Annotated in this window: 20 protein-coding genes and 1 pseudogene; 11 read left to right on the top strand and 10 right to left on the bottom strand. The window is 62.0% G+C overall.

What is annotated here, in order from left to right; translation table 11 throughout:
• Nucleotides 1-78: 78 nt before the first annotated feature.
• Nucleotides 79-1641 (bottom strand): ISL3 family transposase, encoded by a 1563-nt coding sequence (locus F1640_RS03480; protein ID WP_194917272.1) that lies wholly within the window; start codon nt 1639-1641, stop codon nt 79-81.
• Between the two features lie 101 nt (nt 1642-1742).
• Here F1640_RS03480 and F1640_RS03475 point away from each other — a divergent pair.
• The 4 genes and pseudogenes from F1640_RS03475 to F1640_RS03460 form a co-directional block, all read left to right on the top strand.
• Nucleotides 1743-2291: pseudogene (locus F1640_RS03475) on the top strand (GntR family transcriptional regulator); the annotation flags it as partial.
• Between the two features lie 172 nt (nt 2292-2463).
• Nucleotides 2464-2598, top strand: a complete 135-nt coding sequence (locus F1640_RS03470; RefSeq protein WP_194917775.1) for a benenodin family lasso peptide — start codon at nt 2464-2466, stop codon at nt 2596-2598.
• A 51-nt stretch (nt 2599-2649) separates the two neighbouring features.
• A complete protein-coding gene (locus F1640_RS03465; RefSeq protein WP_194917773.1) occupies nt 2650-3309 on the top strand; it encodes a lasso peptide biosynthesis B2 protein in 660 nt (219 codons plus the stop codon).
• On the top strand, nt 3309-5075 hold the full coding sequence (locus F1640_RS03460; RefSeq protein WP_194917771.1) for an asparagine synthase C-terminal domain-containing protein: 1767 nt from the start codon (nt 3309-3311) through the stop codon (nt 5073-5075). The genes F1640_RS03465 and F1640_RS03460 overlap by 1 nt, the downstream gene beginning before the upstream one ends.
• A 12-nt stretch (nt 5076-5087) precedes the next feature.
• On the opposite strand, the gene F1640_RS03455 is transcribed toward F1640_RS03460, so the two are convergent.
• From F1640_RS03455 to F1640_RS03435, 5 genes are all read right to left on the bottom strand, one after another.
• Nucleotides 5088-7094, bottom strand: coding sequence for an Atxe2 family lasso peptide isopeptidase (locus F1640_RS03455; protein WP_194917769.1), 2007 nt, complete (start codon nt 7092-7094; stop codon nt 5088-5090).
• A 122-nt stretch (nt 7095-7216) separates the two neighbouring features.
• Complete coding sequence (locus F1640_RS03450) at nt 7217-9754, bottom strand: TonB-dependent receptor domain-containing protein (RefSeq protein ID WP_255530446.1); 2538 nt, start codon at nt 9752-9754, stop codon at nt 7217-7219.
• Between the two features lie 129 nt (nt 9755-9883).
• Nucleotides 9884-10882, bottom strand: coding sequence for a FecR domain-containing protein (locus F1640_RS03445; RefSeq protein WP_194917766.1), 999 nt, complete (start codon nt 10880-10882; stop codon nt 9884-9886).
• Nucleotides 10879-11439, bottom strand: coding sequence for an RNA polymerase sigma factor (locus tag F1640_RS03440; RefSeq protein ID WP_194917763.1), 561 nt, complete (start codon nt 11437-11439; stop codon nt 10879-10881). The genes F1640_RS03445 and F1640_RS03440 overlap by 4 nt, the downstream gene beginning before the upstream one ends.
• 324 nt (nt 11440-11763) lie before the next feature.
• Entirely contained in the window at nt 11764-11976 is a 213-nt protein-coding gene (locus tag F1640_RS03435) for a hypothetical protein (protein WP_194917761.1), read from the bottom strand.
• A 197-nt stretch (nt 11977-12173) separates the two neighbouring features.
• On the opposite strand from F1640_RS03435, the gene F1640_RS03430 reads away from it, so the two are divergent.
• On the top strand, nt 12174-12914 hold the full coding sequence (locus F1640_RS03430; protein ID WP_206694616.1) for a hypothetical protein: 741 nt from the start codon (nt 12174-12176) through the stop codon (nt 12912-12914).
• On the top strand, nt 12914-13522 hold the full coding sequence (locus F1640_RS03425; RefSeq protein ID WP_309229187.1) for an RES family NAD+ phosphorylase: 609 nt from the start codon (nt 12914-12916) through the stop codon (nt 13520-13522). Before F1640_RS03430 ends, F1640_RS03425 begins: the two co-directional genes overlap by 1 nt.
• A 187-nt stretch (nt 13523-13709) precedes the next feature.
• On the opposite strand, the gene F1640_RS03420 is transcribed toward F1640_RS03425, so the two are convergent.
• The 4 genes from F1640_RS03420 to F1640_RS03405 all read right to left on the bottom strand — a co-directional run bounded on the left by F1640_RS03420 (nt 13710) and on the right by F1640_RS03405 (nt 16751).
• Nucleotides 13710-14078, bottom strand: coding sequence for a winged helix DNA-binding protein (locus tag F1640_RS03420; protein WP_194917759.1), 369 nt, complete (start codon nt 14076-14078; stop codon nt 13710-13712).
• Between the two features lie 70 nt (nt 14079-14148).
• The gene (locus F1640_RS03415) at nt 14149-15066 is read right to left on the bottom strand and encodes a phytanoyl-CoA dioxygenase family protein (protein WP_255530197.1); all 918 of its coding nucleotides are present in this window, start codon (nt 15064-15066) and stop codon (nt 14149-14151) included.
• Complete coding sequence (locus tag F1640_RS03410; protein ID WP_194917757.1) at nt 15063-15689, bottom strand: acyl-homoserine-lactone synthase; 627 nt, start codon at nt 15687-15689, stop codon at nt 15063-15065. Before F1640_RS03410 ends, F1640_RS03415 begins: the two co-directional genes overlap by 4 nt.
• Nucleotides 15690-16481: 792 nt before the next feature.
• Nucleotides 16482-16751 (bottom strand): hypothetical protein, encoded by a 270-nt coding sequence (locus F1640_RS03405; protein WP_194917756.1) that lies wholly within the window; start codon nt 16749-16751, stop codon nt 16482-16484.
• Nucleotides 16752-16870: 119 nt separating this feature from the next.
• Here F1640_RS03405 and F1640_RS03400 point away from each other — a divergent pair, with 119 nt between their 5' ends.
• The 5 genes from F1640_RS03400 (at nt 16871) to F1640_RS03380 (ending at nt 23971) form a co-directional block, all read left to right on the top strand.
• On the top strand, nt 16871-17923 hold the full coding sequence (locus F1640_RS03400) for a toprim domain-containing protein (protein WP_255530196.1): 1053 nt from the start codon (nt 16871-16873) through the stop codon (nt 17921-17923).
• A gap of 33 nt (nt 17924-17956) precedes the next feature.
• On the top strand, nt 17957-19981 hold the full coding sequence (locus F1640_RS03395) for a ParB/RepB/Spo0J family partition protein (protein WP_194917754.1): 2025 nt from the start codon (nt 17957-17959) through the stop codon (nt 19979-19981).
• A gap of 154 nt (nt 19982-20135) precedes the next feature.
• On the top strand, nt 20136-21857 hold the full coding sequence (locus tag F1640_RS03390) for a strawberry notch family protein (protein WP_194917752.1): 1722 nt from the start codon (nt 20136-20138) through the stop codon (nt 21855-21857).
• A 105-nt stretch (nt 21858-21962) separates the two neighbouring features.
• Nucleotides 21963-23195, top strand: a complete 1233-nt coding sequence (locus F1640_RS03385; RefSeq protein WP_194917750.1) for a site-specific integrase — start codon at nt 21963-21965, stop codon at nt 23193-23195.
• Nucleotides 23192-23971 carry a hypothetical protein gene (locus F1640_RS03380; protein ID WP_255530194.1) on the top strand — a complete coding sequence of 260 codons (780 nt, stop codon included), beginning with the start codon at nt 23192-23194 and terminating at the stop codon, nt 23969-23971. Before F1640_RS03385 ends, F1640_RS03380 begins: the two co-directional genes overlap by 4 nt.
• Nucleotides 23972-23981 lie beyond the last annotated feature (10 nt).

Below are 23981 nucleotides of genomic sequence, written 5' to 3'. Positions count from 1 at the left end.
AGCGGGTCTACACGGGCCTGCGGCGCGCGATCGTCGGCGGCTATTATGGGGTCTGACTCAAATTCCGTGCAATCCAGGTCACGCTGGCGCCATAACTCTGGCTTTGAGAAGGTCGATTTTGGCGCGCCCGTACATCTGGCGCTTGATGGCCTTGAGGCGGTTGACTTTGCCCTCGACTTGACCGCTGGACCACGGCGTCGAGATCGCGGCGGCAACGGCGTCCTTGTCGGCTTCGACGCCGGCAGCGAACCCAGCAAGCTTGGTCTCGGCCGCCATGGCGATCCAAGGATCGAGCCGGGCCTTGTCCTTTGAGCGCATCATGGCGTGGAAGCAATCGAGAGCCTCGCGTGCGCTGATTAGCGCTGGCACGGCCTTTTCGATCACCGCGTTTATCAGGGCGGTCTGCGCTGATCCGGTGTCGCGCTCGGTGGTCATGCTGCGCGCGATGGTCCGTGCACTCAGCCCCGCACCGCCGGTGTGGCCAAGTTTTTCGTCGCGACGACGACGGGTCGCCCATTCGCTGACTACGCGCAGCGAACCGCCAAAACCGGAAGCCTTCAGCCGCCGCCACAGTTCAGCCCCAATCCGGCAGCCTGCATTCCACTCCGCCTCGAGGGTCAGCGACCAGACATCGAGCGAACTCTGGCGCGTGCGGAAGGTGTCGTGACGCTGGCCGCGCAGGACCTTGCGGATGGTCTTGCGCGACACGCCGGTCGTGCGTGCCATGACCCTGATCGGCACGCCTTGCCCGGCCAGATCGATAATCTGGCGGTTGAGGGCCTCGCGCAATTGGTAGCCATCCCACTGGATGCGCTCGGCACGGGTCAGGGTCGCCGGATCGACCGGCCCCGTCGGCGCCAGCGCGCGCCGCAAACATGGCATTTCCGAACGCACTGCCGCCAGAAATGCTGCCGAGGCGTTCTCGAACAGGTGCCAGCGGTCGGCCACCTGCTGTGCCTGCGGCGCCGCCTCGCTTGCGGCCGCACCATAACCCGGACCACGGTCGCGACAGATGATTTCGACTTGCGGGTTCTGGCGCAGCCAGGCGATGACCGTGTCGCGCTGACGATCGGGAAGCAGGTCGATCACCTCGCGTCGTTCGAGATCGACCACGATGCTCCCGTAGCTGTGGCCGCGGCGCCAAGCGAAGTCGTCGATGCCAACCACCCGCGCAGGTGGCGGCGGCACGGAGGCAGGATCGCTGCGTCTCAGAACTCGAAGCATCGTGTCGCGCGACCAAGGCGCCGACAGACGCGCCATCATGCGCGAGCCCGGCCTACCACCCAGCGCGACCGCCACCGCGCGCACTAGCGCGTCGCAACGACCCACCCTGCGGCCATATCGCCGGCCAACCGGCGGCGCCAGCGGCTCGCTGAACGTGCGCCTTGGACAAAGGGTATGCGTGCACCGAAACCGTCGAACCGACAGTCTCAGCCTGACGATGCTGCCGCTGACCGGCAAATCCGAAAGCATGCGGTCATATCGACTGTGGAGAGACGTCGATGGCATCGCGCAATCCGGGCAATCCGCTCCCACGGCCGCCAATCGGCCCGACATCTCGACGATTCCGTCGATCACAGTCCGGCTTTCCACGATTAATCCCGGTAACTGCAGGCTACTGTCCCATGCTTTCGAGGCCATCGACGTGTGCTCCTTGCTGACCCCCAATCCAGTTGGCCGCACACAGCGCAGAAATGTCAAATCTGCACGGAATTTGAGTCAGACCCTATTATGCCCCCGGCACAACTCTTGTCGCCCAGGCGCTCGCGGAGGAATTTGGCACAAGCATCGCTCCAGTGCGCGACGCAATTCACCGGCTGGTGGGGGAGGGGTTTATCGAGGCACATCAAGGCGGGGGATTCCAGCTCCCCATTCTCATGGAAAATGATCTGCGGGATCTCTACGTCTGGCACGGCCAGGTTTTGCGTCTTGCGATCAAACATCGCTCAAGCCCCAGCATCAGCATCGACATGTCATCAATCCTCGACGCTCTCGACCCGGCGGACACGCGCGCGATCGCCGACGCAACCACAGAGCTTTTTGCCCGCCTCGCTGCAATCTCACGCAATAAGCAACATACAGCAGCCGTAGCGAAAGCCGCCGACCTCCTTTACGCGACTCGCCTGCGCGAGACAGGCATCAGGGACCGCATCGGCGAACTTCGCGCGGTATGGACAGTGACCACAGACGGTCGAGAGTCGGCCGTTCGCGATGCCATCTGGGCCTATCATCGGCGGAGATTGCGCCGGGTTCCGGCACTCATCAGAGAACTGAACCGAAGCCCGAATTGAACAAATGGTTACGTGCTACGGATATTATTGACGATCCACCAATGGCTTCGAATGAACCGCCGTGCTCACGCTTATATGTTCTCATTTCGGATACTTATAAGCTCAGGTATATGCCGTTGACACTCTATTCTCTCCGACACCGCATTTCGCGGTGAACGTAAGGAGAAGTGACATGGAGCGTGTGGAAGAACAGCGCGACGACGAGGTCATCGATCTCGGCTCGGTGACACGGGAAACCAAAGGGCCGATCGCGCCCCTGGGCGACACCGTGGGTCTGTCGTTCGGCGCCGGGCTGTCCGAGGACTGAGGTCCGCCGGCGCGCGGGCAACCGCGCGCCGGAACAGCCGGGATTGCGCCAATGGGATTTCGATTACGAGATGACCTTCATTTCTGCCGGTCAGGTGACCGCACGGTCTTTCTCGACCTGCGCGCTGATCGCTATTTCAGCCTCCCCTCGAAGGCAGACATGGCCTTTCAGGAGGTCGTACAAAAAGGCTCGCTTGCAGCCCGACCCGAGGTGGATTGTTTGCTAGGCCTTGGCGTTTTGATCGAGGGGCCGCCCGATACGCGCCCTCGGCCGTGCGCGCCCGCTCATCCACCTCGTGACAGCATGGTCGATGTCATGACACCGCGCCCCTCACCTCTATCGCTGGCAACCGCTTCGCTCGCGCTTGCCCAGGCAGAGGCGCAACTGCGCTTCATGACGCTTCACCGAATGGTTGGACGCATCGCTTGGATCAAGACACGATTGACCCCTCTTACGAACCCTGAACTCAAACTTCATGCCGCTGTCGAAGCGTTTTCCGCGCTGAGTCGCTGGGTTTCGGCTCGAGACCGCTGCCTGCCAAGATCGATGGCGATGGCGAAACTCTTGCTGTCGCGCGACGTCGGCGTCGAAATGGTGTTCGGCGTCGCAGCGCGGCCATTCCGGGCTCATTGCTGGGTGCAATACGAACATATTGTTCTCAATGACCACCTCGAGAATATCCATAGCTATACTCCGATTTTGGTAATCTGATGCCTGGACGATATCTGATCCTCTCCGGGCGCTGCCGAGACCTTCGCGCACGGCTGATGCATGGCCTCCCTCGCCACGATCTTGGGATCGTACTCGAGCTCGACGACCTTCTTATCCTCAGCTCGCCCGACCTGCCGATCGTCATGCTCGACGGCGGCCGCGGCGTGATCATCGGCGAACTCTTTTCGCGCGAGCCGCCCTTTGAGACTGCGCACACGCTCCCGCGAGCCGCGCAACGCGCGATCGTCGATGGTGTCCGCGGCGATGCGCTGATCCGCGACTTCTGGGGCCATTATGTTGCGGCGCTTGTGGAAAGTGACGGGCGCAATCTCACCATTCTGCGCGCACCGTTCGGTTCGTTAGGTGCCTACCATGTCAGTGCCGAAGACGGGATCGCCATCACGCCCGATGTCGGCCTCCTAGGTGATCTGGGATTAATGCCGGGCGGGGTCGACTGGGATAGCGTCGCACGCCACGTCATTGCGCCCAACCTCCGGATGCACCGCACCTGTCTGCTCGGCGTCGCCGAGTTGATGGGTGGCTATGGCCTTTCCATCACGAGCGGGAAATTCACATTATTCGAGGCGTGGAATCCTTGGCGTTTCACCGACCGGAGGGATAATCTTACCGATGACGTAGAGGCCGTCGAGCTGCTGCGACGCTGTGTAGACGGGTGTGTTGGCGCGCTCGCTCGAACCACCAATCACGCGGTGCTCGGCGTCTCCGGCGGGCTCGATTCCTCGATCGTCGCGGCTGCGCTTGCCCAAAGTGGTGCCAAATTGTCCTGCTTGACGCTGTTCACTAGGGACGCCGCCGGTGACGAGCGCCGTTTCGCGCGCATCCTTGCGGGCCATCTGGGCGTGCAGTTGTTTGAAATGTTCGAGGACGTCGCCCATGTCGATGTCACGCGTTCGGATGCTGCTCATTTGCCGCGCCCGATTGCCCGCGGCTTCGCCCAGTCCGGCGACCGCAGCAATCTTGCCGTCGCCCGCAATGTCGGCGCCGATACGTTCTTCAGTGGAGGCGGCGGCGACAATGTTTTTTGTTATCTCCAATCCGCTGCTCCGGTCGCAGACTGCCTGATGACTGGGCGGCTCCGTCAGTTATGGCCCACGGCCCGCGACATCTCCCAGATTGCCGATTGCAGCATCTGGACAGCATTGCGCAGCGGCGTTCGGCGCGCCTGCTTCGGTAGCAGGACCTATCGCTGGCGCCCAGAACTTGCGTTCCTTACAGCCCAAATGGCCGCCGAGGGGCCATCCGCATGCATTTCATTATGGGCTGATGCTCCACAAGATGCGTTGCCGGGAAAGGCCACCCACGTCGCTTGGCTTATCGGCATTCTCAATCATCTCGAGGGTTATGGGCGCGAGCGTTCGCACAGGACGGTCTGGCCTTTGATGGCGCTACCTATCATTGAATTGTGCCTGCGGATTCCAAGCTGGATGTGGAGCCGTGGCGGTCAGAACAGGGCGCTCGCGCGGCGTGCCTATGCCAACGCGCTCCCTTCCGACATTCTCGAACGACGGTCGAAGGGCACTCCTGACAGTTTTGTCGTCGAGCTGTTCGAAGCGAACCGCGAACGAATACGGCAGCTGCTATGTGACGGTCTTCTGGCGGCAAACGGCATCGTCAATCGCGACGAGATCGCAAGCTTCCTGGTCGACAAAGGACCTGTTCGTGGTCTCGGCTATTGGCGAATCATGGCGCTCACCGACGTCGAGGCCTGGTTGCAGACGGTAGGATCCAACAGGAATACGGCCTGATCTCATTCGCGCTCAATGCGGTGCCGAAGCCTGCAAGGTTCGCCATCGCTCATATTGGCCGGTATCGACAGGATTTGCGTCCGCGCGCGCGCGCAGCCAGAAATCGAACCATTCGAGATTTCGCCGATATGCGGCTAGTCGGTGCGCCGGCTGCCACATAAGATGATATTCGTCGGGATAGACGACAAGTTCGACCGGACGGCGCGCGGCCCGCAGCGACATGAAGCTGTCCAAGCCTCCTAGATATTCATGATCGGCAAGCTGCATCAACAGAGGCGTTTTGATGCTGTTCGCATTCAGCGCGAGCGACAGCGGTTGCCACGCTTCTGACCCAGGCCCGCGCGCCGGCGGGAAACCCCATTTGGTGCGCTCCTCTGCGAGGCCGATGCCGCCATAAAGCATGAAAAAGCTGGGATCGGTACAGCAGGAAGAAACCGATGCCGCCGCGAACAGGCCGGGCCGATTGATCAACGCGAATTGCACAGTCGTCGACCCATCGCTGGGACCGCTGATACCGATTCTCGACGGATCGGCGATGCCGCGATCGATCAGCAGCTTGATGCCGCTTTCGAGCGATGTGAAGATCATCCGCCGCGTCGACCAGTCGCGCGACGTCTGTGCGACTGCCTGTTCGAAGTCCTTCTTGCTGCCATCCCATGTTGCGAACGCTGGCGGGGCATGAAAGCTCAAAACGGCATAACCTTGCCTCGCGAACAGCTGGACAGGATATTCATCGCCGACACCGCCGCGCAGGAAACCGGTGCTGATATATTGGACGATGACGAGGGGCAGGCGCCCTTGTCCCGCATAATTCGGCGGCAGTACGAGATCACCAAATGTCTCCACCCCGGCAGTGCTTCGCCAGTGTAGTCGCTCCACGCTCCCAAGTTTGACCGCACGGAATTCGGGATTCGGGTCGACAAGCAGTTGCTCGCGTCCGGTGGTCACGTTGATCGAGACCAGACGGCGCGGATCAGTCGAACCCTCGCGCGCACAGATAAGCTCCGGTTCTATGAGCTCACAACCGAGAAGGAGATCATCGGTCAGGAGCAATCGGCGAGCCTTCCGCTCGCCTGGGAACCACCGAAATAGTGCTGTCTGACTGCCGCCCCAACCTTCGCGTCTCAAGAAAAGCACCTCGAGCTGGCCAAAGGCCCACCACAACTGCTGAATACCGAACGACCGCGTTCCGCTGCAGACACTGTCCGGACAGCGTCGCTTAACGCCGGCGCGATCCTCGGCCCATAGATCGACCGTACTGAGATAGGCCTGCGGATCACGACGCTCAGTCCACGTCCGACGTCCGCTTGCCGAGAGAATCGATCGCATATTCTGCGCCGGGTCCATCGCGGGGAGTGGCGCGAGCAACGCCGCGTCTCCCTCGCTTGCGACGCTGCTCCGGCCCGTGCGTAGATCAAGGCGCCAATAGCGTGGCAGGGCTGGCAACGTCACCGCAGGTCGGCTGCTGCTATAGGGCACGATCCGCTCGTCGAAGAGAAATCCTCGCAGGCCCTCCTGGTCAATCGAGCGTTCGATATCGGCAATGCCTGGCCTGGTCTGGTAGACGAGAGCATTGCCGTCTGGTGTCCAGGTGAACCGGTCTACGTCGATCGGCGCGTCGGAAACACGTTGCGCGGGCTCGCCGTCGACATTGACGCGCCAGATCTGGGTCCGACCGCCAGCACGCTTCAGATACGCCAACCATTTCCCATCAGGTGACCAGGCCGGCACGATCACTGACGGATAGCCGTAATCGACCCTCACCCCTCGGATGGGATAGGCTTCGAGGATCAGCTCGATCCCCGAATCAACCTGACGCAGCCGGCCCCGCGCACGGTCGAAAATATAGACCGCTTCGCAGTACGCGTTGCTGGATGGATCGGCGCGATACATCGAGAACGTCAGTTGCTGACGATCGGGAGAAAGCGCGAAAAGCTTCTGTCCCGGAGACAGATAGGTGTACCCGATGTCGCGCAAGCGAATGAGATCGTCTTCTTTGATGAGACGCGAAGCGGCCACCTCCGTCGATTCTCGAGGGTCCATTCCGTCACAAGGGGCTGCCGCCGCCGGGGCGCAATGAGCGCTCGACAGCAAGCACGCGGTGATGATGCTGCGACGCGCACGTCGCAGGGCGCTTGCCGCTACCATTTCTTGGTCAGGCTCACACTCAGAACCCGCCCAAAGGGCGAATAGTTGGTGGAGTCGTATGGCGCCTCATAGGGCTGACTGGACCGAATGAGACTGGGTTGGCGGTTGAACAAATTCTGAGCGGAAACGCCAAGCTCAAAGTTCGAGAACAACCTCCGCCCGCCGCCTATCGCGTAGTGCGCCGCGATATCGACTGTGGTCATCGCCGCCACGTCCGCAACCGGCGTGAAGCGAACGTCCCGAACCCCGCCAGTGTAATTGACGAAGCCGGCGAACGTCAGCGCGTCCTGCTTCCAGACCGCGCCGCCGCGAGCCCTCACATGGGGAACGTTGAAGATCGCGCCGGAGAGTTCGGTATTCGGCTGGAGCGGGCTGAGGCGTTGGGACAGGGTAATGTAGCTTGCCGCCGCCAGTAACGAGAGCGTCCCCTTGTGAGGGAGCGAAAACGCGTAGCTAGCGCTTCCATCGACGCCTCGAATCAGTTGAGTCGCTGCATTGAGATTGGTGTTATGAATGATCGCGACGACATTCGCGGGATTGAACGCCGCTCCTGTCGCATTCTGGAATAGAACGTTCCCACTGGTGATGGCGGCGATTTGCGCCGCCACTGGGTTCAAATCCACGAGATCGGCGAACATCGCGTTGCTGAGCGATTGCGTCGGGAAGGGGATCGGCGTTACGATCCGATTGCGATAGTCGATGTTGAAGTAGCTCAACTCGAACCGGGCTCCGGACAGGCGCCGCGGGTGAACGCTTACTGTTGCGGACCATGTCGTCGCCCGCTCGGGCTTCAAATCGGGATTACCGCCCGTAAGCAGGATCGCTGTCGCGCTCGCCGGATAACCAGAGCCGCCGCGGCTGGCCGCACTGTATAGCGTTGCGAATTCGACGTTATAGCGCTGAAACAAGGTCGGTGCTTTGAACGACTTTCCCCACGTCGCCTTCAGGTCGAAATCGGGCGAGGGGGCGAAGACGACGCCAAGCTTCGGCGTCGCCACTTTGTCGATGCCCGGATAGTCCTCCCATCGAACGGCTGCAGTGAATGTCAGGCGATGCGCCCAGGCGATGTCCTGCTCGGGTGCGATGACCGGAATGCTGATCTCACCAAACGCGTAATAGGTGGCCTGCGAGACGTTGATGTTCTGCGTGCCGCCCGAAGTTTGACGCGCATGGAAATCATTGCTGCGCCAGCCGCCTCCGACTGCCGCCTTGACCTCTCCTGCCGGCAGGGCGAACAATGTCCCGTTCGCATTGCCCTCGACCGATGCGGCTGCATTACAGTAGCAGCCGGCTTGCTTGTAGATCGCCACATTATTCGCGAACAAGGATAGGTCGTAACGCGAGCGGTCCTCGCCGTAGCTTCCGACCAGGCTTGCCTCCCACTTGGGCGACAACCTCATGCGCAATACCGGCGCTATGGCGAACGATTCGGTCTGGTAGTCGGTCTTCGCGCCATTGGCTGAAACATCCCCACGGGAGTCCAGCGCGTATTGGGTGTGGCTTGATCTCGAATTGTACAAGCCGTCGATTTCAAAAGTAACGGAATCCCCGACGTTCTGGTGCGCACTCGCGATCACGTTGTGATGCTTGATGGCGGGATAGAGGAAAAGGCCGGGCGAGCGTGTTGCTGCGTAAGATCGCTCGCTCGCCTTGATCTCCGTGTCGCGCTCGAACTCATAAGCGAGCATGATGCCGCCGCTCGCCCATCTGGTTCCTGCAATCGCATCATACTGCTGTTGCTGATTGCCACCGTCGGTCGACCCGCCGAGCCGTGCCGTGGTGGAGAGCCCCTGATAGTCACGTCGCAGGATGACGTTTGCAACACCCCCGACGGCGTCCGATCCGTAAAGTGCCGAGGAGCCGTCCGCGACGATCTCCAGCCTTTCCACGGCCACAACCGGGATCGTCGACACATCTACCGATTGGTTTGCGACGCTATACGCCAGCCGGTGACCGTTCAGCAGGGTCAAAGTCGCATCGGATCCGAGCCCGCGCAGATTCAGGGTCGACGACGAGCCGCTGCTTATTCCCCGACTTTCCGGCACGTTCAGGCCTACGCCCGGATTCTGCCCGCCACCAAAATTCTGGGGGATTGTGCTGATGACGCCTGCCAAGGTGCTCTGCCCGGCGTCGTGCATCGCTTCACGTGAAAGCGTTATGACCGGAGACGTTGGAATGGACCCGCGAATTCGAGATCCCGTGACGACGATGTCGGATGTTTCGCTCGAACCTGCTACCGCCGTTGTTGGCGGTCCCGATCGCCCCCGTATGTAAATCGTTCCACCAGAGATTTCTGCGTTGAGGCCTGTGCCGCGCAATAGCTGCGCGATTGCATCCACAGGCGTATAGTGGCCCTTCAGCGCGGGCGCATGTCGGCCCCGCAGATCATCGCTTATCGCGAGGAGTTCGAGTCCTGATTCTCGCGCAACCTCGCGAAGCGCGGTTTTAAGATCCTGAGCGGCGACGTCATAATCCCGCGCAGGCTGCTCCTCCGCAAAGCTCGCCGAACTTATAGACAAGGCCGCGGCCATCACGCCAATGTATATTCCGATCCGATTCCGCCTCATTCCAATGCCCCCTTGGGTTCTCCCGCTGTCGTGCGGGTGCATTGGCCAGACGGGATGGCTTGAAATGTGGGGCGGTCCTGCCGCTCCCTGAAATTATTTGGCTAGCTCGAGCAGAAGTCGGTCCGGCCGGCTGCGGTCAACCACCAGACCCAAAACCAACGCGAGCTTCTGGGCGACGGCCTGAGGGTCTTGGATGTCAAGATCCGCTACGATTCTCCGGCTGCCCAGCGCAGGATCAGAAAAGACAATTTTGATTGCCGAAGACCGGTTCACCTTTTCAGCGATCTCGGCAGCAGGGACGTCGTCGAAGCTCTCCAAACGCTGTGAGGCGTCCGACGCTAATGGTCCGGCGGCTACCTGTGATGCGGTTTCCGGCGCCGAGTAAGAAACCTGCTGACCTGGCATCAGACGGACGATGTTCGCCGGCCTCTGTTTCGCTGCTTGAGGAAGGCTCACCACAACTGAGCCGCTGATAAGCCGGACGTTGACACCACGCGAAATCGCAACCTCGAACAGCGTTCCGGTCGCCGTCACCTTGCCGCCTGCGGCATATACGACAAACGGTCGAGCAGGATTATGCGATACCGCAAAGCGCGCCCGGCCCCGCAAGAGGTCAACGGCACGCTCGCCTTCCGTGAAACGCGTGACGATCCTCGACCCTGCGAACAATGTTACGGCCGAGCCATCGGGGAGCTTGAGGTTGTTGTCCTCCGCGCTTGCCTCATAGCTTCGCGATTCTGACCTATGATTTTCCCAAGGCGCCGGGCCGCTCCAGAAGGCATGATGGGTGCCGAGAATCCCGATCACCGCTACGCTCATAACGATCACACCACCGACGACGACCATGCGGCTCCTCGACGCCCAGCCGAATGGTTCAGATCTCATCGTTGCGTCGGATCGCAATGATGGAAGGTGAACCGCACTGTCGCTGGCGCGGCCGACCTCAATCGCCACGCGCTTATAGACCGCGCGATGCTCGGTGTCTTTCGACAGCCAACGCTCCAGCGCAGCGGCATGCCGACCGGGATCGTCGAGCATCTTCATCAGCCATCGATAGGCCTGCCGCTCGATCTTGTTCGGCTGGCCGCTCACCGGCTCCTCCGGTGTTGATCGATATGTGCGATGGCTTTCAGCATCTGTCGCTTAACACCCCAAACACTCATCCCGAGTCTACTCGCTATCTCTTTATACGTGAAACCATCGACGCGGCTGAGCAGGAAGATTTCCAACGTTTTCGGCTTAAGCTGGCGCAGGATGCCTTCATAATGAAGCAATTCCTGGCGCCCTTCCAATTCCCGGTGCTGGTCATATTCTGTCGGATGGTCCAGCCCCTCGACAAGCGGCACCGACAATTCCGCAAGGCGGGTCGAGGCACGCTCCGCGCGGTCTCGCAGGAGATTGGTCGCGATACGTCTCAGATAGGCCTGGGGCGTCGAAACCTGTGTAAGCGGCGACACGCGCAGGAACCTGGCAAGCGCTTCGTGCGCCAGATCAGCGGCTTCGTCATATGATCCCAGCCGTCGCCGGAAGAAGCGCACCAGCGCGGGTACTTCCGATCGGTAAATGGCATCGAATTCGGAAACGTCCAAGACTTTCGAATTTCCTGCTTCTCTCGCTCCGGCATGATCGCCGTCGTCGTCGAGCGCCATCACGAATCCAGCATTGCGGCATCCGCGCGGTTCGCGGCGCTTCCGCCTTCAGCGTGATTATAAAGATTTGTGTCGTCTTGTCGGCCTTGGTCCATCTCGTCGCGCCCTATGTCCACTCGGGGCGACGGCCAAAGCCGGATGTTGGAAACCTGTCTCGCGGCAGGCGCATGCGCCTTTACCGGCAAGCCGGCTGGACATACGCGCATGCCACCCGGCCGCAGAGACTGTGACCGAGTTCACGAGAAAGGGGTTTCCATGCCCCACTCCCGAGTGTCGCGGGAGCGGCGCTAATTTGCCTGCTTCGGTCTTGGACGCAAGTGTTTATCACACCGACCAATCCGTCGAGCCGTCGTGGGCCGGTGCGGGAAGGGAAGGTGGAGAGGAGCTGTGGTTCGCAGGAAGCAGCGCGCGATATTCGGCATCAACATCGACCGACACGCGCGCTGTGCCGGGATTGGTCAGAAGCTGCAGCAGGACAGGCCCGAACGGGAAGGACGGCCTGTCCCACCATCCGTCGCCACGATCCGTTGTGGTCACCCCGGCTTCCACCTGCGACCGACGGTGCCAGATCCGTCGCTTCCAGTTGTTCGGGAGGTTGTCCAGGCGCCGGCAACCCTGACCTGACAGGTGTCGCCAACTCTCTCCTACTAAAAAAGTGGTGGGGCCTGCTTTACCAAGTTAACGGTATTGACGAGATGACAGGTAGTCGCCATCTTGTCGGCGAGGAGATTCTCATGGCGACTACCAAATCCGTGTCGACACAGGCCAAGCGCATAAAGGGCGCTCGCGTCGCGCACTCGGCCGCGACGAGTGCGATGCTTGTGCGGAGCGGCTCCGCCATGTCCAACGACGACGCGTTTGCCATCAAATTGCCGTCCAGCGTCCTCAAGACCCTGTCTGCCCGTCAGCCGACGATCAAGCGGCTGATGGAGACCCTCGGCCAGACGATCGCACGGAATCAGAAGAACGGTCGCGCCAGCGGCTTCACCGTCATGATCGATGCTGAGGGCAATCCTGAAGTGTCGGCCTTGCCTGATCCGGTGGCGGCGCAACCGGTGGCGGAGGAGGATCGACTCGATGACGCGCTGCGGGCCGCACGCGAGCGCGGGCGCCTGCGGGCCGCTGAAATTCTGGATCAGGCCGACATGTTGACGGCCGAGGCATTCGCCGAGCGGCTGGGGGTTTCCCGAGTCACCGTGAATGCGCGGCGGCAGAAGCACGAATTGCTCGGCCTCGATGGGGCCAAGCGGGGTTTTCGCTTTCCCGCGTGGCAGGTCGATGAGGACGGGAAGCCCCTCGGCATGCTCCCCCAATTGTTCGAACTCCTCGGGGACAGTCCTTGGGGTGTCTATCGTTTCCTCACCCAGCGTCACGCGGTGCTGAATGGCGCGACGGCCAGAGAAGCCCTGGGCCGCGGCAAGACCGAGCAGGTGCTGCAGGCTGCGGAAAGTCTGGCGCGGGGCGACTTCTCCTAGTGCCAGGCGTTCCACCGACGCCCGCGTTCGCCGGCGTCCCACTCGATATCGCGCCAATCGCCGCAGGTATGGAGTTCGGGCGAATCCATCGACTGACCTTTCCCGATTCCCTGAGCTTCGGGAAGAACCCGACACGCTTCAGCGACCCTCGCCGGCGCGTCCCGGACTCGCGCTTCGGCGTGCTTTACCTCGGATCATCGTTAAAGGTCTGCTTCCTCGAAACCATTCTTCGGGATGATCGCGATGGCGTGGTCGGGGACGTAGAGGTTGAAGAGAAGGAACTGGACGACCGGCTTTATGCGGAGGTTCGGGTTCGCGATTCCCTCCGCCTACTCGATTTGACCGGCGATGGGCCGGTGCGGATGGGGATACCGAGCGACGTTCTGCGCGGGAGCCAGCAGGCCCTCGCCCGAAAATGGTCGGTGGCATTCTACGGTCATCCGGCAGCGGTCGACGGCATTCTCTGTCCGTCCCGCCTCAATGGCCAAACGAATCTCGCAATCTATGATCGCGCAGTTCCGAAACTCGAGCCGCTCCGAAGCCACAATTTGAAGTGTGCCCCGGGTATGGCAGACGTGCTCGACGATTTTTTCGTCGCCTTGATCTGAGGCTCCCAATCATTCGACGAATTAGAATAGGGACAGGCCCTTTGCCGATTGCGGGACGATCTGCGACCCAAGCTAAGAATATATCTTCCCGGCGCAAAGACTATCGGCTGTCCCGCCATGGACGTTGGCCTCGATCGGAAACCCACCAAGTTTCGGACTATCGCCTGTGGTCGGCGGATGGATGGCGCTATGGCTGTAATCCGAGCTGCGCTGAGATCGAATCGAGAAGGCTATCAAGACGGCTGAGACACTGCTCGGTTAGCTCTATCGAAACGCGTCGGCCATCCGTGCCATCTGCACGGCGCACGAGCAGCCCTTTCCTCGTCAGTTCGGTAATCTTGCGATGCGCGCTCGTCGTCGGCACATGCGACGCCATGCACAATGACCAGAGATATATCTTTCGTCCTTCCTGATGCGCCAGATACAAGTCCAGCAGCATGTCCCAGGTCGGTGCCGGGCAAAGGTCGAATCCCAGCTGGATGCCAACCAGCCTGCGCTCGGCGATAAGTCGCCGACACACTTCATGGCGCCTGCCCGCCGGCACGTCGGCGCTCATAAACATCTCCAGAATCTCACCAAGAGTTGCGAAGAGTCGGGGGCTTGCGATCCCAGCGCCCGCCATTTTCCTATGGGAGGGCGACCGACGAAGGTACTTGGGGAACGATCGCGCCAGCACGATAGAGCGCAATCAGTTCCTCTTGCTCAGGCCGCAAGACATCGATCGCGCCAAGGTCGCCTGCGTCTCCGGTCAGCATCAATGAAGGGCAGCGTCCCTCATAGGTGCCCAAATTAGGCCGATGCGCGCGATAACCGGCGAGCGCTGCAAGGGCTGGATCGAACGATCTCGCGATCTCAGGTGGGTATGCAAGCCAGGGCAATTCATAAGGCTTCAACCAGCCAAGGCTGTAGCTCACGATCATCCCCCGCCTCGCCCTATGCGTGCGGTTGGCGCCGCCAGCATGGAGGGTCGAGCCAAGGAACAGCAAAGCTGCGCCCGGCTCCATTTCGATCCCGATACCCTCTTCGGCATCGATGACGATTTCGTCCTGCCGCCGGTGACTTCCCGGCCAAATGATCGTCGCGCCATTCTCCGGCGTGTAGGACGAGAAGGGCCACATCACGTTGACCAGATATTCGACGCCGGGGCTGTGAATTGGCCACATGTCCTGATCCCGATGCGGCGGCTGCGCCTCGCCACCGGGCAATATCTCGATCGCCTGTGTGAGATTGAGCTGGATGCTGTCGCAATGACGACCCAGGATCGCTTCGACGGTCGTCAGCACGCCGACATGTTGCACGAAGGCCGCCATATGCGGGCTCCGGCGCAGCAGGCCGTGAAACCGTTTTGTGGTGCCGCCATAAAAGGGCCCGACCGACAGTCGGGTCGCGTCGAACACCGGCTCGAGATCACCCGCCAACGCTCGCACCATTTCCGGCGGCATGGCATCGCGGATCACGCAGTAACCCTGTGACTGCAGCAACTCCGTATGCACCCCGAGGTCGCTCCGGCGCGCGTCGCCCGCGATCGCTCTCATATCGTTCATGCCAGCACCCGTGCACCGGCTTCGGCCAGGGTCAGCGGCGCCGACACATAGGTGCCGGCCTCGCGCAACAGATGCGGCGTCTCCGGCGTGATATCGATCCGGAGCGCGCCGGTGAGGCTGCGCCCGATCTTGCGCGGCAAGCCAAGCGGCCAGCAGTCCCAACCGAGCGCCAGCACCTGGCTCAACCAACCCGAATCGGCGATGCAGGTGAAGGCGTGGATCTCGTGCAACAGCGCGAATTCGACCGCCGCAGTCGTCAGCGCGTTGCGGACGGCGAGCCGCTCGGGCGCGCGAAGCCGCATCGACAGGCATCCCCGGCTGATTTCATAGATATTGAGGGAACGCGGCACGCCACCGTCACACAGATCCGGGAAGATCGTCCCGAGAATATGAGGGCCGTCCGTCGGCAATAGCCTGATGGACCCGCGATGGGCTCCGTCGCCATCTACTGCGACCAGATAGATTGCCCGTTCGTCATCGAATTGATCGATCTCGAAACAGTCGTCGATGACCGGGACATCCCATTTCAACAAATCGACAAAGACAAGCTTACGATCACGATGCATAGCGTCGAGAATCGCGTTGGTGCCAGGCGCTCGTGCACCGTGAAAGATCTGGATCATGATTTTCTCCCGATTACAACGGGATCACGGTCATCCAAAAATGCTGGACCCTCATACCCGCTAGGTAGAGGGTTGACCCGATGTGGCAGGGATGTTGCCCCGCGCCCCCGGAACAAACTCAATCCATTTCGGATCGAAAGGGCGTCTTCGGGGCACGCCGTAGGGTTAGGTTACGCCGTCATACAGACCGCGAGCAGAAGGTGAAGGAGAGGGGGGAGGCGCGCGCGCTTGGATCGGCGACAGGCATCAGACCGATGATTCCAGCGCCAATTCCATCGCGGAGTCGGTTCATGGCGTTTGAATTCATCCAAATCTGGTCGCGATCCCGCCGCCGGGCCAGGGCGCAGGCGCGCGCCCTATTACGCAGCCAAATCTTGAGGGCCGCAGCCGACCAGCCTGGGCCCCCCGCTATCGCCTTGGCACGGTCGCGATATGCCGATCACGGACATGTCACGATCGATCCGCTCGAGACAGAATGTCGCCTTCACACGGACGGGATCGAGGTACGAGCGTGGGTCCTCGTACCGCATGGCGACGTTCCCGCACGCCTCGCCGACATATTGGCGCCGAGTATCGTCAAGCTCAGCCAGCTTCCGCCTCGGGTCCGCCAGATTTTCTTTCTGAGGACCGCCTACGCCATCACCACGCGGGACATCGCTTTCCTTCTGGACGTACCGCGCCGGTATGTCCGACGCGCAATACTGATCGCAATCGCTTCCCTCGATTCCAAGCGCAAATAGATGACGCCACCGGCGCCGACGATGCGGGAAATATCGTTCTCCAGACGATGCGCTACATCTTGGCCATAAGACCGGCGTCAGGCTCCGACGCCAGCAACGCGTCCAACATTGCCTGGCATTCCTTCTCGTTTTTCGGAACGGGCGCCTGTTCCGCGACATCGATGGCGAAGGACAGATGACAAGCGAAAGCCGTGCATCCGGCGCCGCCGCGGTCGAGCGTCGCGAGCGCCTCCTTCATGAGGCGCACCGCCTTCACCACCGCGGGATTTTCCCTGCACACAATGTCTTCATCACGACCGAACGGAACGACATTTCCCATCATACGACCTTCATAGCTGGCACATGCGCACCTCGACGCCTGGGAGACAACCACGCGCCACGATCCGGTCCGCACGCAGACCGAAGCGCAGGCGGGCGCGATGACCCTTACCCTATGGTTGATTGAATCCATCGACCAGACCGAAACCGTTAATTTTCGTTTCCATTTTGGGAGAAGCCCTTCCGGGCGCCGTCGCCGCGCACGACATCCGGCTGGACGCGAAAATCGGTGCTTCCACGAAAGCCATATCGATGTCTGTACTGCTCCACGCCGTTGACCGCGCAGAGCTCGAAGCGCGCGGCATGGCACTCGTCCGTAATCTGGGCGGACACTGGGCTGCCGGGAAGGGCATGTGCCGCTGTCCCGCGCACCCGGACCGAAGCCCGAGTCTTTCGGTACGGACCGGCGATATAGACCTCTTGTTCAAATGTTTCGCCGGCTGCGACACGATCGACGTGCTCCGCGCGATCGCCCGGCTCGGCCCACTTCCGACTGCCGGTCCCCTGAATAGCTACACCGCTCACCCCGGTGCCGACGAAGGCTGGCTGCAATCGCGCGCAATGGACCTGTGGGAAGAGGCCCGCGCGATCACCGATACACCCGTTGAACGATACTTGTTGAACCGCGCGATCCGTCAATTCTCCCCGGCGCTTCGTTTTCACCCTCGTACCCCGCTCGGGCCGCGGCGCCAGATCGTCTTTCGTCCTGCCATGCTCGCAGCCGTGCAAGAAGGCTCGCGCGTGATCGCCATTCAGCGGACGTTCCTAGATACGGTGCTCGCACGTCGCGCTCGTGACCTCGGCAATCCCCGCCGAATGCTGGGGCGCCCGGCACGCGGGACCGTCATGCTGGCCGAAGCCACCGACGCGCTTGGCCTGGCGGAAGGCGTTGAAACCGCGCTCTCCGCCATGATCCTGCTCGGCATCCCCGTCTGGGCCGCCCTTGGCAACGAGCGGCTTGGCCGGGTTGCCATCCCAACGCGCGTCGATCGCCTCATTCTTCTCCCCGACAATGATCGACCAGGCCGTCGTGCAGAAGTGCTCGCGCGGGAAGCGCACACAGTACCTGGACGGACGATCGAAACGATCTGGCCCTGGCACGGCTTGAACGACTGGAACGATGTCCTTCGACGGGAAGGGGAGAGGGGTGGGGGGCGGAGGCGGCAGGCGGCCTGACAGTCGGGTCGCGACCGCCTTCGGAGAATATCCATGTCCCAGCTACCCATCCTGGTGCCGGCATCGAAGCTAACCAAGTCGCCGACCAACGTCCGGAAATCGACGGACCCCGTCGCCGATGCGCAACTAGAAGCGAACATCGCCGAAAAGGGCATCATCCAGAATCTCATCGGCGTGCCCGTCGCCCGCAAGAAGGGCCAATATCGCATCACTGCGGGCGGACGCCGGCTCGACGCCGTGCACCGGCTCATCGACAAGGCCGTGTTCGATCCCGACTATCTCGTGCCCGTCCTGCCGCTCGCCGACGCCAAGGACGCGATCGAAATCAGCCTCGCGGAGAATTTCTTTCGCCTGGCCATGAATCCCGGGGAGGCCTGCCGCGCCTTTCAGGATATCATCGAGACCGAGGGCAAGACCCCGGCCGATGTCGCGAAGCGGTTCGGCGTGACCGAAAAATTCGTCCTCGGGCGGCTGCGCCTCGCGGGTCTCGCCGAACCTGTCTTCGACGCGCTTGCCTCCAACTCCATCACCCTCGATATCGCCATGGCCTACGCCAGCACCTCGGACACCGATCGCCAGGCAGCTGTCTTCAGCCAGATGGGCGAGGGCTATCATCGCTCCAATGTGAGCGAGATCCGCCGGCAGCTCGCCTCGTTCAGTTACCGCGCGAGCGATCCGCGCGCGCTACTGGTTGGCCGCGATGCCTATCTCGCGGCAGGCGGCCGGATCGACAAGGATCTGTTCTCGGACGCCGACAGCGAAAGCTGGCTCGACACCCAGATCGTCGACACTCTCGCCGAGCAGGCCCTCGCAGCCGCCGCCGAAGCCATCCGCGAACGCGACGGCTTCCAGGAGGTTCGGGTCGTTGCGGCGACGCATGTTCCCTATACCGAGACCTATGCGCTTCAGCCACTTCGTGGTGACCTGCCGCCGCTCGCGCCCGACCTGCAGACTCGCGAGGCCGAGATCAAAGCCGAGCTCGAACAGATCGCCGCGGCGTGTGAGGACGAGGATCATACGCCAAACGAGGATGACGAGCGGCGCAACGAGGCGCTCGAGGCGGAACTCGCGTCGATCACCAACCGGACGCCGGTCCTGACCGACACGCAGAAGGCCGAAGCCGTCGCTTATGTCGTCATCGGTCCGGACGGCGCCCCGCGCGTGCACGAGCAGCTCTATGTCGCGCCCGAACCGCGCCCCACGGAGGACCACAGCGATGGCGACGGCCCGGCCCTCGATGGCGACGAGGCAAACGTCGTGGCGAGTGAAGCCAAGCCTGTCATCAGCCAGCGCCTCGCGGACGAGTTGGCGGTGATGAAGACCGAGCTTATCGCCATCCACATCGCCAGCGATCCGGCCTTCGCGCTCGATCTCGGCACCTTCATCATGATCGAGGCGGCGTCCCGAGCGATGAATAGCGATGATCTTGCGAGCGAGCTTCGGGCGACCCGCCCGACAGCGCGTGTGCAAGGGTTCGAAAGCGGCACGCCGGCCGCAGCTGAATGGACGAAACTCGACGCGGCGCTCGATCGCAGCTGGATCCATCACGAAACCATCGAGGACCGCTACGACGCCTTCTGTACCCTCGACGATGCTGCGCGCGCTGCCTGGCTGGGCTGGGCGATCGCCCGCACGATCGACGCGGTTCCGAGCGGCAAAACCGGTAGCGACTTCCTCGACCATCTTGGGACCAAGCTCGCCATCGATGTCGCGACGTGGTGGCGCCCGACCGCGCGGACCTATTTCGACCGCATCAGCAAGCCGGCGATCCTGGGACTGTTCGAAGAGGTCGGTGGGGTCGAACTCAGACAACGCTACGGCGCGTCCAAAAAGCACGACCTCGCGGCTTCTGCCGAACGCCTGTTCGCCGGCGACATCATCGTCGAGGCCGAAGTGAAGGACAAGGCGCTGCGCTGGGTCCCCGACGCGATGCGCTTCGGCATCAATCGGGACTCCAACGACAAATCCCAAACCGTCGCGGATCAGCCGACTGAGGACGCAACGGATGTCGTGACCGCGCCCGAAGACGGTGTTCCACCGCTCGCCGACGCCGCCTGACGCCGCTCCGGCAGCCGGCTTCGGTCGGCTGCCGGGCTCCTGGCCAACCCCACACTTCGATCCACCAGCCCTCGCCACCGATTCCGACCGTGAAGGGAAGAGAGCGGGGAGGGGTGAGGTGCGCCACGCGCGCGCATCATAAGGAGAACTCTTTATGTCCCAGCCCTTGCTCGCGCTCATCCCGCCCGACACCGACGAGCGCCCCTACGAGAACCTGCTCGATGTCGCCCGCTCGATCCATCAGCACCTCCTCCGGCAGGGCGTAATCAGCCGCCAGGCCTTGCAGAAGCTGATGACACAACGCTTCGGCGGAACGGATGCGTCCGGCGCCTGGTCGATGCGGGACGCTTACGAGGCGCTCGAAGCAGCGCAGGTTCTGCTGCTGCGCGAAGACGACTGCCGCCATCTTTCCGGCGCGACTCCACAGGACAGGTTCCAATCCCTGTTGACGCTTGAGCGCTCGCTCCCGACGCAAACCTACCGCTCGGAACGCCAGGTCGATCTGCAACAATTCAGTACCCCGCTCACCCTTGCCTGGCTCGCCGGGCTCGCAGCCGCCATCGACAAGACCGACTGCGTCCTCGTGCCGTCCGCCGGCACCGGCCTGCTGGCAGTCCACGCGGCCCGTGCGGGCGCCTCGCTCATCCTCAACGAGCGCGATCCCCAACGCGCGGCGTTGCTCGGCGATATGTTCGGCCAGACCGTCACCGACCATGATGGCGAGCTCATCGACGATCTTCTTCCCCAAACCGCTCGTCCCACGGTCATCCTGATCAATCCACCGTTCAGCCGCAGCGCCTCGCGCGGGCATGACCGGCACGCCGGCGCGCGTCATCTTCGATCCTCATTGCTTCGGCTTCAACCCGGTGGGCGCTGCGTCGCGATCATGTCGCCAGGCTTTGCCCGCGCCAATACGGGCGGCCCTGGCTATGAAGCGGTCTGCGAGATCGCGACGCCACGCGTCGAAATCGACATCGAGGGCAGCCCCTATGTGAAGCATGGCACATCGATCAATGTCCGCCTGCTCGTGTTCGACAAGGGATGGTCAGGCGTCACCGAACATCATCGCGCGCCGGATCTCGCCGGTGCCCTGCCATTGGTACTGGCACTGCCGCCGCACCTTTCGCTTGATCAGCCACCGCCGGCGCCAACGGCTGCAGCGATCACGCCTCGCCTGCCGATCCGAACTGCACCGAGCGGACTGCTGCGCGGCCTCGCCGCAAAGGCCCTCACTGCCCCGATACCTAAAGCCCCTTCGCCGTCACCCGTCTTCCCGCTGGGCAAACCGATCACCATGCCGTCCGGAATCCTCTTTTGCACTTATGCGACGTTGCGCTCCCAGCGCTATGATGAAGCCTCGCGGCTCCAGCAGATCCTCGACTGGCTCCGGGAGGATTTCGATGGCATCATCGTTATCGACGAGGCCCATGCGCTCGCCAACGCCGCCGGCACCGAAACACAGTTCGGTGCCGCCAAGGGATCCGAGCAGGGGCTCGCCGGCGTCCGGCTCCAGAATGCGCTTCCGCGTGCCCGGATCCTCTATCTGTCCGCGACAGGCGCCACGGACCCGGCCAATCTCTGCTACGCCACGCGTCTCGGTCTCTGGGGTCCGGGCACAGCCTTTCCCGACCGGAACGCCTTCATGGCGGCAATGGACGAAGGGGGCATTGCCGCCATGGAGATCGTCGCGCGAGACCTGAAGGCCATGGGCCTTTATACCGCCCGGGCGCTGAGCTTTGCCGGCGTCGAATATGAGGCGCTCGAGCACCAGCTCACCGCTGACCAGATCGATATCTACGATGCATTTGCGGATAGCTGGGCCATTTTATGCGCAGCTGCGCATAAGACCTGTTATCGCGAGGTCGCGATAATGTGAAGGAACGCGGCAGCGGCGTGGAATTCTCCTAATGCGGGGCGATGTTGCTGCGCATTATTTTGATTGCGAACCTCGGCGGTCTCTGGACCAGCTGAGGATAAAAGCATGTTGAAATTGCACGACGAGTTGATCGCCGAACTCTCGAATTTGCTCACGACGCAGAACTACAACTCGGTGGTCGTAGCGAACCATCGCCTCTACGCCCGCGCGTTTCTCGATTATCTGGCCGAGTGCGACGTGCAGGTGGAAACTGTGACGCTGGCTCAGGTCGATCAGTATCTTGCCTATGCAGTTCAGGATTTCGAAGCCCGGTACGGTCGGCCTCCCTGTGCGCGCTGGCAGATGTTGCCCCGCACGTCGATCAACAAGCTGCTCCGGCTTGCTCAAGGCAAATGGCCGCCCGAGCCGGAGATAATCGAACCGGAAGCTGTGTACCGGCAGGCGATCTGCTGCGAATACGAGGCATGGCTGCGCGACGAGCGCGGTCTGGCAAGCGCTACCATCGCGGCGCTTATGTGGGAGGCACGGAACTTCCTGCGATGGCAGTTCGAACGGAGCGGTGCTGCCAGCCTCGACACGTTGAGCATCGTGGAAGTCGATCTCTACATGGACATGCGCGCGCCTGGATTAAGGCGCAAATCATTGGCCGATGTCGCTGAGCGGCTCCGGTCGGCGGTGCGCTATCTGCATCGGACGAGGCGCATCCCGATGGATCTCACGCCGCACATCATCGGCCCCATGCTCTACGCCTATGAAGACGTGCCCTCGACGCTGGACAAGAACCAAATCGCCGCTGTGTTGGCCGCGACGAAGGAGGACGGATCGCCGCGAGGTCTGCGCGATTATGGAATACTTCAACTGCTTGCCACATACGGGCTGCGGCAAGGTGAGATCTGCCGCCTTCGGCTTGAGGACGTTAACTGGCGCGGAGACTCCCTGCGTATCCGTCATACGAAGAGTAATGCGTACTCCTACATGCCGCTATTGGCGCCGGTTGGTGAAGCGCTGCTCGACTATCTGCGTCATGGGCGCCCTCAGGTCGAGGGGCGAGAAATCTTTATCCGGTCCTGCGCGCCCTACATCGCAATGACAAACCTGTACGGCATGATCCGCGGGCGGTTAGCAGCCGCAGGCGTCGAGCCGCCGGGAAAGCGAGGGGCACATGTCTTCCGCCACGCGCGCGCGGTCGAAATGCTGCGGGCGTCGGTCCCGCAAAAGATCATCGGCGACGTGCTCGGGCATCGATCCACCGAATCCACCAATGCCTATCTCAAGCTGGCGACAGATGATCTCCGAGCCGTGGCGCTCGACGTACCTGGCCTGGAGGTGCTGTCATGAGCGCCTGGCACGATCCCGATTGCACCGTTGTTGACGCCTTCTTGGAAAAATCGCAGTTCCGGCCGGGAAGCAGGCCGACTTATCGCTGGTTCCTTCGCAGCTTCGAGAATGTAGCCCGACGTCATCCGGCGGTTGACCGGCAGATGCTCGACGTCTGGCTGAAGGAAATGGAAAAATGTTGGCGAATGCCGACGCTGCTCAATCAGGTCTGCATTGTCGATCGCTTCCTCGACCACCTCGTCGAAATCGGGCTGATCGCCGATAATCCCGTTGCCGTGCTTCGCCACCGGTACAACGTAAAACAAAGCAAGCCGATCTGGCGAGCGTTGTCTTCCCCCAATCCCGACGAAGCCCTGGCCGCGTTACGACGCCCTGCTCCCTTCGGCAGCGCGCTGGGGGACTTCATGCGTGAGCATGTCGCGTTGATGCGCAGCCGGGGCTATCAGTATGAGACTCAGGCTCACTGGCTATTACGGTTCGATCGGTTCCTCCAGGCGAACCCCGAACTTGCCCAGGCATCGCTTGAGACAATGCTGGCGCGCTGGGCAACTGCCAAGCCGACCCGCAATCACGCGGCTGAATGTCAGAAGCTGGGGCGCATCCTGACCAAGGCGCGGTATCGCCTTGATCCCAGCATCCCGCCAAAACGCTTCAACGCCCGGCCGGAGCGGGAAGTGGCGCGCGAGCATCGACGGCCGCATATCTTCAGTCCGGCCGACATCCGGCGGTTGCTCGATGTTGCCCGCTCGTATCCGTCTCTGAGCGGAACCGATTAACGCCCTTTGC

It is taken from the genome of Novosphingobium sp. NBM11 (assembly GCF_015390225.1).
Taxonomy (GTDB): Bacteria; Pseudomonadota; Alphaproteobacteria; order Sphingomonadales; family Sphingomonadaceae; genus Novosphingobium.
The sequence above is the reverse complement of the archived record's forward strand: the minus strand, read 5'-3'. Positions and strand labels throughout refer to the sequence as shown.

Excerpts from the sequence above, each read along its gene's own strand:
- F1640_RS03480 (WP_194917272.1), bottom strand. The coding sequence starts at position 1,641 with ATGGCCTCGAAAGCATGGGACAGTAGCCTGCAGTTACCGGGATTAATC.
- F1640_RS03470 (WP_194917775.1), top strand. The coding sequence starts at position 2,464 with ATGGAGCGTGTGGAAGAACAGCGCGACGACGAGGTCATCGATCTCGGC.
- F1640_RS03465 (WP_194917773.1), top strand. The coding sequence starts at position 2,650 with ATGGGATTTCGATTACGAGATGACCTTCATTTCTGCCGGTCAGGTGAC.
- F1640_RS03460 (WP_194917771.1), top strand. The coding sequence starts at position 3,309 with ATGCCTGGACGATATCTGATCCTCTCCGGGCGCTGCCGAGACCTTCGC.
- F1640_RS03450 (WP_255530446.1), bottom strand. The coding sequence starts at position 9,754 with ATGGCCGCGGCCTTGTCTATAAGTTCGGCGAGCTTTGCGGAGGAGCAG.
- F1640_RS03440 (WP_194917763.1), bottom strand. The coding sequence starts at position 11,439 with ATGGCGCTCGACGACGACGGCGATCATGCCGGAGCGAGAGAAGCAGGA.
- F1640_RS03430 (WP_206694616.1), top strand. The coding sequence starts at position 12,174 with ATGGCGACTACCAAATCCGTGTCGACACAGGCCAAGCGCATAAAGGGC.
- F1640_RS03420 (WP_194917759.1), bottom strand. The coding sequence starts at position 14,078 with ATGAGCGCCGACGTGCCGGCGGGCAGGCGCCATGAAGTGTGTCGGCGA.
- F1640_RS03415 (WP_255530197.1), bottom strand. The coding sequence starts at position 15,066 with ATGAACGATATGAGAGCGATCGCGGGCGACGCGCGCCGGAGCGACCTC.
- F1640_RS03410 (WP_194917757.1), bottom strand. The coding sequence starts at position 15,689 with ATGATCCAGATCTTTCACGGTGCACGAGCGCCTGGCACCAACGCGATT.
- F1640_RS03405 (WP_194917756.1), bottom strand. The coding sequence starts at position 16,751 with ATGATGGGAAATGTCGTTCCGTTCGGTCGTGATGAAGACATTGTGTGC.
- F1640_RS03395 (WP_194917754.1), top strand. The coding sequence starts at position 17,957 with ATGTCCCAGCTACCCATCCTGGTGCCGGCATCGAAGCTAACCAAGTCG.
- F1640_RS03390 (WP_194917752.1), top strand. The coding sequence starts at position 20,136 with ATGTCCCAGCCCTTGCTCGCGCTCATCCCGCCCGACACCGACGAGCGC.
- F1640_RS03385 (WP_194917750.1), top strand. The coding sequence starts at position 21,963 with ATGTTGAAATTGCACGACGAGTTGATCGCCGAACTCTCGAATTTGCTC.
- F1640_RS03380 (WP_255530194.1), top strand. The coding sequence starts at position 23,192 with ATGAGCGCCTGGCACGATCCCGATTGCACCGTTGTTGACGCCTTCTTG.